This is a genomic window from Flavobacterium sp. LMO6 (assembly GCF_009495795.1).
In the GTDB taxonomy this organism is placed as follows: Bacteria; Bacteroidota; Bacteroidia; order Flavobacteriales; family Flavobacteriaceae; genus Flavobacterium.
Window position 1 is genome coordinate 166,120 of sequence record NZ_WIBH01000006.1, and the last position, 12,788, is coordinate 178,907.

Annotated in this window: 5 protein-coding genes; 3 read left to right on the top strand and 2 right to left on the bottom strand. The window is 30.5% G+C overall.

Features of this window, described 5'->3' with window-relative positions; genetic code table 11:
* Positions 1-2: 2 nt before the first annotated feature.
* Positions 3-3,359 (top strand): preprotein translocase subunit SecA, encoded by a 3,357-nt coding sequence (secA, locus tag GFJ99_RS08260; RefSeq protein WP_153208312.1) that lies wholly within the window; start codon positions 3-5, stop codon positions 3,357-3,359.
* 106 nt (positions 3,360-3,465) lie between these two features.
* Here the strand turns inward: secA and GFJ99_RS08265 are convergent, their stop codons facing one another.
* Together GFJ99_RS08265 and uvrA are read right to left on the bottom strand one after the other, a co-directional pair.
* On the bottom strand, positions 3,466-4,662 hold the full coding sequence (locus tag GFJ99_RS08265; RefSeq protein ID WP_153208313.1) for an LETM1-related biofilm-associated protein: 1,197 nt from the start codon (positions 4,660-4,662) through the stop codon (positions 3,466-3,468).
* Positions 4,662-7,454, bottom strand: coding sequence for an excinuclease ABC subunit UvrA (uvrA, locus tag GFJ99_RS08270; protein ID WP_153208314.1), 2,793 nt, complete (start codon positions 7,452-7,454; stop codon positions 4,662-4,664). Before uvrA ends, GFJ99_RS08265 begins: the two co-directional genes overlap by 1 nt.
* Before the next feature lie 344 nt (positions 7,455-7,798).
* Between uvrA and GFJ99_RS08275 the strand changes: the two genes are divergently transcribed.
* On the top strand, positions 7,799-9,580 hold the full coding sequence (locus GFJ99_RS08275) for a T9SS type A sorting domain-containing protein (RefSeq protein ID WP_153208315.1): 1,782 nt from the start codon (positions 7,799-7,801) through the stop codon (positions 9,578-9,580).
* A gap of 138 nt (positions 9,581-9,718) precedes the next feature.
* A complete protein-coding gene (locus tag GFJ99_RS08280; RefSeq protein WP_305069017.1) occupies positions 9,719-12,496 on the top strand; it encodes a triple tyrosine motif-containing protein in 2,778 nt (925 codons plus the stop codon).
* Positions 12,497-12,788 lie beyond the last annotated feature (292 nt).

Below are 12,788 nucleotides of genomic sequence, written 5' to 3' on the forward strand. Positions count from 1 at the left end.
TTATGAGTATCATAAATTCCATATTGAAGGCTTTTGTGGGTGATAAATCGGAGAAAGATGTAAAAGCGATTCAACCACTTATTAATAAAGTCAAAACTTTTGAGAGTGCATTACAAGCATTATCTCATGATGAATTACGTGCTAAAACGGCTGAATTCAAAGATAAAATTCAACAAGCTCGTGCTGAAAAAGATGCTAAAATTGCTTCTTTAAAGAAAGATGCCGAGCAAACTGAAGATATTGATGCTCGTGAAGATATTTATGCTGAAATTGATGCAGTTGAGAAAGAAGCATATGAAATTTCTGAAAAAGTATTAAATGAAATTCTTCCTGAAGCATTTGCAGTAGTAAAAGAAACCGCTCGTCGTTTTAAAGAAAACACTTCAATTACGGTAACAGCTTCTCCAAAAGATAGAGAGTTATCGGCAACAAAATCGTATATTGCTATTGAAGGTGATAATGCTACTTGGGCAAATTCATGGAATGCTGCCGGAAAAGCAATCACTTGGGATATGATTCACTACGACGTTCAGTTGATTGGTGGAGTTGTATTACATCAAGGTAAAATTGCCGAAATGCAAACGGGAGAAGGAAAAACATTAGTGGCAACATTACCATTATATTTAAATGCTTTAACTGGAAACGGGGTACATTTAGTAACGGTGAATGATTATTTAGCAAAACGTGATAGTACTTGGAAAGCACCTTTATTTGAGTTTCATGGATTAACAGTAGATTGTATAGATAATCATCAACCTAATTCTCCAGAAAGAAGAAAAGCATACGAAGCGGATATTACTTACGGAACAAATAACGAATTTGGTTTTGATTACCTTCGTGATAATATGGCACATTCGCCAGAAGATTTAGTACAACGTAAACATAATTTTGCAATTGTAGATGAGGTCGATTCGGTTTTAGTAGATGATGCTAGAACACCATTAATTATTTCAGGACCAGTTCCACAAGGAGATCGTCATGAGTTTAATGAGTTAAAACCTAAAGTTGAAAACTTAGTTACTTTGCAACGTAAATTAGCTACTGATTGTTTAACTGAAGCAAAACGTTTATTTAAAGAAGGAAATGCTAAAGATGCCGGATTTAATTTATTCCGTTCGTACAGAGCGTTGCCTAAAAGTAAGGCTTTAATCAAATTTTTATCGGAAGAAGGAGTAAAACAATTGCTTCAAAAAACCGAAAATTATTATATGCAGGATAACAATAGAGAAATGCCAAAAATTGATGAGGCGTTATACTTTGTTATTGAAGAGAAAAATAATCAAGTTGAGTTAACGGATAACGGAATCCAATATTTATCTCAAGATACGGATGCACAATTCTTTGTTTTACCAGATATTGGAACCGGAATTGCTCAAATTGAAAAAGAAAACCTTGCAGCTGAAGAAATGGCTGAGCGAAAAGAAGAATTATTCCGTGATTTCTCAGTAAAATCGGAACGTATTCACACTTTAACGCAGTTATTAAAAGCCTACACTTTATTTGAAAAAGATACCGAATACGTTATCATGGACAATAAAGTAATGATTGTAGATGAGCAAACAGGACGTATCATGGATGGTCGTCGTTACTCAGATGGTTTACACCAAGCAATCGAAGCTAAAGAAAACGTAAAAATTGAAGCTGCTACTCAAACATTTGCAACGGTTACATTACAGAATTATTTCCGTATGTACAGCAAATTAGGTGGTATGACAGGAACTGCGTCAACTGAAGCAGGTGAGTTCTGGGAAATTTACAAATTAGATGTGGTGGAAATTCCAACCAACCGTCCAATGGCTCGTAAAGATAAAGACGATTTAATTTACAGAACTGTTCGTGAAAAATTCAATGCAGTTATCGAAGATGTAGTGCAATTATCAAATTCAGGAAGACCTGTATTAATTGGAACAACATCGGTAGAAATTTCGGAATTATTAAGCCGAATGTTAAAAATTAGAGGTATTCAACATAATGTATTGAATGCTAAAATGCACAAAAGTGAAGCAGAAATTGTAGCTGAAGCTGGAAAACCTGGAGTAGTTACAATTGCAACCAATATGGCAGGTCGTGGTACCGATATTAAATTATCTGACGAAGTTAAAAAAGCAGGTGGTTTAGCAATTATCGGAACAGAGCGTCACGATTCACGTCGTGTTGACCGTCAGTTACGTGGTCGTGCGGGTCGTCAAGGAGATGTGGGTAGTTCACAATTCTACGTGTCTTTAGAAGATAACTTAATGCGTTTGTTTGGTTCAGAAAGAGTAGCGAAAGTTATGGATAGAATTGGTCTAAAAGAAGGTGAAGTAATTCAACATTCTATGATGACAAAATCTATCGAAAGAGCGCAGAAAAAAGTAGAGGAAAATAACTTTGGAGTTCGTAAACGTTTGTTAGAATATGACGACGTAATGAATGCACAAAGAGAAGTAGTATACAAAAGAAGACGTCACGCTTTACACGGCGAACGTTTGAAAGTGGATATTGCAAACATGATGTACGATACTTGCGAGTTAGTTGTAGAACAAAACAAATTGGCAGAAGATTTCAAGAATTTCGAATTTGAATTGATTCGTTATTTCTCAATTAGTGCTCCTGTTACTCCAGCAGAATTTTCAAAATTATCGGTTAGAGAAATTACTGGAAAAACATATAAAGCAGTTTTAAGTCATTACGAAGAAAAAATTGCTAGAGATGCTCATGAAGCGTATCCAATTATTAAGAATGTATACGAAAATAACAATGGTCAGTATCAAAGAATCATTGTGCCTTTCTCTGACGGAATCAAATCGTTAAATGTAGTTACTGACTTAGAAAAAGCATATACTTCAGAAGGACGTTCGTTAGTAGCTGATTTTGAAAAGAATATTACATTGGCAATTGTTGATGAAGCTTGGAAAAAACACTTACGTAAAATGGACGAATTGAAACAATCGGTTCAGTTGGCGGTTCACGAACAAAAAGATCCATTGTTAATTTACAAGTTTGAAGCGTTTAACTTGTTCAAAAAAATGATTGATGATGTAAATAAAGAAGTAATTTCATTCTTATTCAAAGGCGATTTACCTTCTCATAATTCATCAGATATTCAGGAAGCTAAGCAAGTAAAACAAAAAGAAAACTATACTGAAACGAAAGAGGATTTAGATAGTAGTGATACTGCTTCTCAAGCTAAAAGAGCAGGAGAGATGGCAAGTCAAAAATCTCAAGTAACGGAAACGATTACAAGAGAAATGCCAAAAATAAATCGTAATGACACTGTTACTATTAAACACGTAATGAGTGGAAAAAGCGAAAGCATGAAATTCAAAAAAGCAGAAAGCATGTTAGCTTCTGGCGAATGGGTTTTAGTAAACGAATAATTCGATTTAGCAATCTCTATCTTTAGGGATGTTTCATAAGATAATCCTCAATTACTGAAAAGTAGTTGGGGATTTATTTTTTTAAAGACTTTACAAGAGATTTTTACTAATCTTCTAAATTTTCGTTAAAAGCAGAAGGTAATAATTGAGGAATAAATTTTATTAAAATAGGCAACAACAAACTACCACCTGGAAGTAAAAATATAGTTAAAGAAGGAACTGTTTTGCAAACATCTAAAAGTTGTTTTTTTACTTTCTTTTTTTCTTCTTTACTTAAGTCTTTTGTAGTTGATTTAGCCAAAAGTTGCATTAATTCGCCACTTTCTTTAATTTCTTTAGTTAAGCGATCTTTATTGCGAATGATTAGCTTAGTTACATTTTTATTGGCTTGGTCATAAAAATGTTTAATTGGATTAGAATAGTTAAAAAACGGTATTTCAGCTTTGTATTCATTAATGAAAAAGTTAATATCATCAATGCTTTTTTGAAGAATAGTTGCTTCTAATCCTAAGTCCGAATTTAATACTTTTAAAAAATCAACTTCAGCGATTTCTAATTTTTCATCGCTCCACAATGCCATCTGAGCAATATCTAACAAGTATAATTTTTCTAATAATTCGGTATATTTTATTAATTTGATGTCTGTAAATTCAATAGAATCAATAGTTGAGAATTTGGTATAACGAATTGAATTTTCAAACAATTTCACTAGCAATTCGTCGTATTTAGACTTGTTTTGTTTAATTTTAAGTGCTAATGAAACAATTTTAATACAATCTGATTCTACATTTTTTAAATACTCTGGTGCTAATTCGTTCTTTTTTAAAAAGTGTTGAAAAGCTAAAACATCAATAAACAATAAAGCGTTAGTAATAATATGCGAAAAGTTCTTACTAAGGCTGTTTTGATTGGTTTGTATTCGATCATCAATTATTTTTTCGAGTCGCGAACTTGGAGTTGCTTCAGGAAGTAATTTTTTAATAAAATTCAGATTTTCTGGCTGAATTATATTGTAAAATTGAAAAACCGATTCTATAAAATCTTTTGGATTGGTTCCTTTTTCTTCTAAACAATAAACTGAAAATAAAGTATTTAAAAACCCAACTTTAGTAATTTCATCATATGACCATTTTGAAGTATTTAGATTTTCTTTTAATTGAAAATTTATAACATAACCATAAATGAAACCTGTTTTTCTGCAACTTTCATAAAATGATAAATGGTTGCCTTGAAAATCAACAAAATTGTTCTGATTTTCAACAAAAAACTTATCAATCCATCCGGTTGCAGAAGAGTTTATCATTACTTTAATTTCTCTTTTAAATATTTTCCAGTAATTGAGTTCTTGTTTTTAGCTACTTCTTCTGGAGTTCCAAAAGCGATTAATTTCCCTCCATTTTCACCACCTTCAGGACCAATGTCTAAAATATAATCGGCACATTTTATCAAATCTAAATTGTGTTCAATTACAATTATAGAATGGCCTTTTTCTAATAAAGCATCAAACGAAGCTAATAATTTTTTAATATCGTGAAAATGTAATCCTGTTGTAGGTTCGTCAAATACAAATAACGCTTTGTCTTTAATTGTTCCTTTTACTAAAAAGGAAGCCAATTTTATTCGTTGTGCCTCGCCACCCGAAAGAGTAGAAGACGATTGTCCTAATTGCACATATCCCAAACCAACGTCTTGTAAAGGTTGTAATTTTTGTGTAATTTTTGTTTGTTTTTGTTCGTTAAAGAATGCTAATGCTTCATCAATAGTCATTTTTAAAATGTCATCAATGTTCTTACTTTCGAAAGTAACTTCTAAAACTTCCTTTTTAAAACGTTTTCCGTTGCAAACTTCGCATTCTAAATGAACATCGGCCATAAACTGCATTTCAATGGTTACTTCGCCATCACCTTTACAAACCTCACATCTTCCGCCATCTACATTAAATGAAAAATGTTTTGGTTGATAATTTCTTAGTTTTGAAATGTTTTGTTTTGCAAATAAATCACGAATATCATCGTATGCCTTAATATAAGTAACTGGATTGGAACGCGAACTTCTTCCAATAGGATTTTGATCTACGTATTCGATATGTTTAATGTGTGAAAAACTTCCAGCTAATTCGGTGAATTGTCCAGCTTTTTCTCCCACACCTTCTAATTTCTTTTGAATGGCTGGAAACAAAATTTTCTTTACCAATGTACTTTTTCCACTTCCCGAAACACCTGTAATCACAGTTAGACATTCCAACGGAAAAGTAAAGTTTTCATTTTTTAAGTTATTTTCTCTAGCACCAATAATTTCAACATGATTTTTGAATTTCCTTCTTGTCTTTGGCACCGAAATTTCTTCTTTTCCGTTCAAATACTTCGCTGTTAACGAATCAAATGTTAAGATTTCCTCATACGTTCCTTGCGCCACTAATTCGCCACCATGCGTTCCCGCTTCAGGTCCAATATCAATTATCATGTCAGCAGCTTTCATAATATCTTCGTCGTGTTCAACAACGATTACGGTATTGCCTAAATCACGTAATTCTTTTAAAACTTCAATTAATCTTTCGGTATCTTTTGGATGTAATCCAATACTTGGCTCGTCTAAAATATACATCGAGCCTACCAAACTACTTCCTAAAGAAGTGGCTAAGTTTATTCGTTGCGATTCGCCACCAGAAAGTGAGTTAGAGTTACGATTTAACGTTAAATAGCTCAATCCTACATTGAATAAAAAGTCTAACCGATTGTTTATTTCAATTAATAAACGTTTGGCAACTTTTGCATCGTATTCGTTTAATTCTAATTTTTTGAAAAAATCAATCAAATTTACTATTGGTAAATCCACTAAATCAGAAACAGTTTTATTAGCAATTTTAATATAATTTGCTTCAGAGCGAAGTCGTTTTCCTTTACAAGTATTACATTTTGTTTTTCCTCTGTATCTTGATAGCAAAACGCGATTTTGAATTTTATAATTTTTCTCTTCTAATTCAGAAAAGAAATCGTTTAATCCTGTAAAATATTTGTTTCCGTCCCAAATTAATTGTTTTTGTTCATCGGAAAGTTCAAATAAAGGTTTATGAATTGGAAAATCAAATTTATAAGCATTATTAACCAATTGATCTCTGTACCAGCTCATACTTTCGCCACGCCAAGGAAAAATTGCATTTTCATATACAGATAAAGCCGTATTTGGAATAACCAATTCTTCATCAATTCCAATAACACTTCCATATCCTTCACAAGTAGGACAAGCCCCGTAAGGATTATTAAAACTAAATAAGTGAATATTAGGTTCTAAAAACGAAATGCCATCTAATTCGAAATTGGCACTAAATTCTAAACGTTTTTTAGTATCCACTTCTTGCAAATAACAAACGCCTTTTCCTTCATAAAATGCAGTTTGCACAGCATCGGCTAAACGATTAAAGAATTCTTCTTCTGTTTTAACTACAATTCGGTCAACAATTAGTAAAATATCTTTGTTGTCCAATTGGTCTTGCTCTAACGTATCCAAACGCACCATTTCGTTATTCACTAAAATACGTGCAAAACCTTGCTGTAACAAAACTTTTAGTTTGTCTTCCAAAGCTCGACCTTCTTCTAAATGAATAGGCGCAAGTAGTAACCATTTACTGTCAAAAGTTAATTCTTTAATACAATTAATAACATCCGAAACCGTATCTTTTTTTACTTCTTTTCCTGTGATAGGGGAGTAAGTCTTTCCAATACGTGCAAAAAGTAGTTTTAAATAATCATAAATTTCGGTTGATGTTCCTACTGTGGAACGTGCATTGCTGGTATTTACTTTTTGTTCAATAGCAATTGCAGGTGCAATTCCTTTAATGTATTCTACTTTAGGTTTGTCTAATCTTCCTAAAAACTGACGGGCGTAAGAAGATAAACTTTCAACATAACGACGTTGACCTTCTGCATAGAGCGTGTCAAAAGCTAAACTCGATTTTCCAGAACCTGAAAGACCAGTAATTACTACTAATTTGTTTCGTGGTATAGCAACATCTAAATTTTTAAGGTTGTGTAATTGAGCACCTTTTATTAGAATGTTTTTTTTGGGTTCTAAAGTTGAAAAATCGGGTTGTATCATTATGGGTTTTAATAGAAACGCAAAGATAATTATTCTAAATTAAGTTATAGCTTATCTTTTATTTTTAGAATCAAAATTTATTAAAAAATGCCAAAAGAAAACGTTATAGTTAAATTTATTTTTATTTTAATAACTATACAATAACTATACAAATTTGATTTTTTGTTACTTTTATATTTATTAAAGCTTTGATTATTAATTATTTGTGATTTGATATAAAAAAAATAAAAAAAGTTGAATTATAAAGAAGTTGTATAGTTTGTATATATGAATTGAGAATTGTTTAAAAAATATATCAATTAAATTTACAATTGTTATTATTTAACTAATTAAAATTAGATATTATGAAAAAAATTACTTTTTTATTATCATTAATGACTTGTACGCTTGGTTTTGCTCAGAACCTTGTTACTAATGGTGATTTTCAAACGGGTACTGCAGCTCCTTGGTACAACAATGCTGCGAATGTAGTTGATTTAGGTGGAGGAAATTTTGTAAACGAGGCTAATGTTCTTGGTGCAGGTAATCCATGGGATGTAAATTTAAGTCAAGATATCGTATTAGAAGATGGCAAAACGTACAGATTTACATTTGATGCATTTACTGACGCAACTACAGGTTCAAGATCAATTGTAGCTGGTTTAGGTCAAAATAACGCTCCTTACGCTTCTTTGACTTTTAATCCTACATTAACTCCTACTCTTCAAACTTTTTCTTACGACATTACTATTAATTATGGAGATGCTGTAACAGATAGAGTAATATTTGATTTAGGTGCTGCTGTAGGTTTTGTATTTATTGACAATGTTTCTGTTGTTGAAGTAATGCCATTACTTTTAGGATTTGAAGTTGCTGAATCAGGATCTGTAGGTGCTGAATTTGGAGGTATGGCTGTTCCAGTTGTTGAAGATGGAACAGGATCTAATACTTCTAAAGTACTTAAAATTGTAGGTAACCCTGCAACTGATGTTTGGCAAGGTGTTAATTTAACTTTAACTTCATTGGCTGGTTTGGCTACAACACAGACTATGACTATGGATGTATTATCAGCTGATCCTATTACATTTCTAGTAAAAGCTACTGGTGGTTCTGGTAGTGCTGGAACAGTTGCTGCTGCTGTAACTCACCCTGGAGGTAATACATGGCAAACACTTTCTTTTACTTTTAATACATCATTAGATGGTCAAGCTGCTTTAGCAGATGGAACGTATTCTGGTTTTGTAATTCATACTTATTGGGCAACTGGTGAAACATCATTTTTTCCAAATGTAACTAAACCTGCGAGAACTTTTTACATTGACAATATTAGAGGTCCTCTTGGTACTCCTCCTGTAATTCCTACTCCAACTGTAGCTGCTCCAACTCCTCCAGCTAGACCTGTAGGTGATGTAGTGTCTATTTATAGTGATGCTTATGCTCCTATTACTTTTGATAATTTTGACGCAGGATGGTGCGGTGGTGCTGCTACAACTGAGGTTCAAATTGTAGGAGATAATACATTGAAAAAGAATTCGGGTGTTGTATGTCATGGAATTGAATTTCAGTCAAATAAATTAGATTTATCAACATTTACGCATATTCATTTTGATTTTTATATTACTGATACTGACTTAACAGGTGATGTATTTAATGTTAAATTAGTAGATTTTGGTGGTGGTGCTGCACAAGCTTCTGCGTTAGAGATTAACATTAATGGAGGTACTACACCACAGTTAGTAGCTAATCAATGGGTTTCTGTTGATGTGCCTATTACTGCATTAGGTGGAGTTGTAGCTAATAATTTAACAAGAACAGATGTTGCTCAAATCGGTATTACAACTGCAATGGTTAGCAATGTTTGGTATGACAACATTTATTTACACAAAAACACTATTTTATCTTCTGATAATTTTAATGTTACTAAAGTTAAATTGTATCCAAATCCAACTTCAAATATTTTAAATATTGAAGCAGGAGCAAATATTCAGTCAATTGCGGTTTATAACGTTTTAGGTCAAGAAGTTATGAATAGAGAAGCTAATGATTCAACAATCAGTCTTGATGTTTCTAGCCTTAATGCAGGTGTTTATGTAATCAAAACTATGATTGATGGAAATGTTTCATCTACAAAATTCATTAAAGAATAATTTTCTTTAAATAAATTATATAAGACTGTCAGAAATGGCAGTCTTTTTTTTATTTCATTTTTTTTTAAAATTAATATTATATATCTTTAGTTTCTAATATCATTGAAAATGCAATTTCTTAAAAATCAAATAAAATTTTTGACAATTTTATTTTCTTTAGTTTGTTCAGCACAACAATTACCTCCAATTGTTAAGTATTCTAAAGATATCTATAATGCAGGGATTCAGAATTGGATGATTTCTCAGGATAATCATCGATTTATGTATTTTGCAAATAATGATGGTTTGCTAGAGTTTAATGGTTCTAAATGGATATTAAACCCTTCTCCTAACGAAACAATTATTCGTGCGGTAAAGTGTATTAATGATAAAGTTTATACAGGAGCATTTATGGAGTTTGGCTATTGGCAAAGAGCTTCAAATGGACAGTTGAATTATACATCATTAAGTGAAAGCATCAAAGATAAAATTAATGATGATGAACAATTTTGGGGAATTTTTCCTTTTGATAATTGGATACTTTTTCAATCGCTAGAGAAAATATATGCTTATAATGTTAAAACAAAATCATTTACCATTATAAATCCAAATAGCATTATTAATAAAGCATTTAAAACAGCTAATGGAATTTATTTTCAAACAACAGAAGGATTGTATGAAATAGATCAGGGCAAAAGTAAATTGTTTTTAAGTAACGATATAATTAATAAAAACAAACTGATTAATATTTTTGATACTGAGGAAGGTTTAATTTTAGTTACTCAAAAGCAAGGAATTTTTAAGTATAAAGAGGGGGTGTTTAGTAAATTTGAAACTAATATTGATGCTCAAATTCAGCAAAGTAATATTTACAGTAGTCAAATATTATCTGATGGAAGTATCGCATTAGGTTCAATTTCAAACGGAATATTTATTTTGTCCAAAAAAGGAACATTAGTTTACCATATTACTCAAAATTCAGGATTAAGCAATAATACAGCTCTTTCTCTTTTTGAAGATCTCGATAAAAATTTATGGATAGGTCTCGATAACGGCATTAATTGTATCAATCTTAAATCTCCAATCAATAGCTATCTAGATAATACCGGGATTTTAGGATCAATTTATACTTCCATTGTTTATGACAACAAGTTGTATATTGGTACTAATCAAGGATTGTTTTATAAAAATTTAAATTCTGATGCTAAATTCGAATTTGTTCAAAATACAAAAGGGCAAGTTTGGTCTTTGTTTTCTTATCAAAACACACTTTTTTGCGGACACGATTCTGGAACATTTATCGTAAATAATTCAAGCGCTAATCTTATTTTTTCAGCATCAGGAACTTGGAAATTTGAACCATTAGCTCAAGGAAGTAACTATATTCTTCAAGGAAATTATAATGGAATAACAGTTTTAGAAAAAAAGAATAATAATTGGGTTTTTAAGCATAAAATTAAAGGATTTAATTACTCTTCAAAGTATTTCGAAATACATAATTCAAATGAAATATTTGTAAGTCACGAATACAAAGGTGTTTACAAGTTTTCAATAGATAAACCCATTTTAAATGCCACTAATTTATTTAAGTTTGAAAATCCAGTTAAAAGTAAAAATGCAAGCCTAGCTAAGTATAATAATCAAATTTATTATGCTTCAAAAGAAGGCGTGTTTAGAATGAATAGTAAAACAAAAGCATTTGAAAGAGACCAATCAATTAGTTCAATATTTGATAATGATGAGTATGTAACCGGTAAAATGATCGTTGATAAATCAAATAAATTGTGGTTTTTTACGAAAAATTATATTTACTATTATTCATCTGGAAAACTATCCTCTGATTTAAAGAAAAATAGTTTGCCAATTCCATCATCTTTGACAAATTCAATATCTGGTTATGAGAACATCTTACAACTTAATGATAATAGATACTTAATTGGTACAACAGATGGATATTATATTTTAAATAATGATGATTTTAAATTTAATAATTATAAAGTTTCAATCTTTGGAATTTCTAATAATGTTTTAAATTCTAAATCTAAAAATGTTTCCATTTCAGAAAATGGAATTTTTAAGCATAACGAGAACAATTTAGCATTTAGTTTTGCTGTACCAGAGTTTGACAAATATATTAACGCAGAATACCAATATAAATTAGTTGGTTTGCATGATGAATGGAGTGAATGGTCATTCAATTCTCATATTTTATTTGAAAATTTGCCTGCTGGTGAATATGTTTTTAGTGTAAGAGCTAAAGTTGCAAATTCAGTTACAGATAATATAGCGACTTATTCTTTTGTTGTTAAGAAACCATGGTATTTAAATAGTTGGGCAAAGTTTATTTATTTTATATTATTTGTAATTCTAGCTTACTATATTCATAAGTTTTATACAATTTATCATGAAAAAAGACATCAAAGAATTATTTCTGAAAACAATATTTTGTTAGAGCTTAAAGAATTAGAGAATGAACAGAAAATAATGAAAATTCAGAACGAACAACTAACGCAAGATGTTGATAAAAAGAATAAAGAGCTTGCCGTTTCAACTATGAATTTAATTAAGAAAACCGAACTTTTAAATATAATTAAAGGCGATTTAAAAAATTCAACTGATAGTTCAACAAACAGTATTAAATCGGTTATCTCTACTATTAATAAAAATGTTAAAGAAGAAAATACTTGGAATCTTTTTAAAGAAGCTTTTGATAGTGCTGATAATAATTTTTTAAAGAAAGTAAAAGAAAGCCACCCTTCATTAACTCCTAACGATCTTCGTTTATGTGCTTATTTAAGATTAAACTTATCCTCAAAGGAAATAGCACCACTTCTTAATATATCTTTACGAAGTATTGAAATAAAAAGATATCGTTTGCGTAAAAAAATGGATTTACCACATGAACAAGGGCTTGTAGAGTACATACTTCAATTTTAAACTATACAAAAAAGCTTTTTATACCTATACAATAGCTCAACACTAACGTTTTAGTTCGATTTTTTTATATTTTTTTTACATTACTTTTTTCTTTGTTTTGTTGATTATTTGATAAAAATACTAGGAATATATTGTGATGTATGTTTTTTGTTGTGGTTCTTTTTGATTTTTATACAATAAATACTTTTATTTTTATGAAAGTATTAACACCATTATATTTTTTAAATAAAAAAAGTATAAATGCGTTTTAAAAATGAGTCTCTTAAACTATTATATAAATCATTAAAATTTT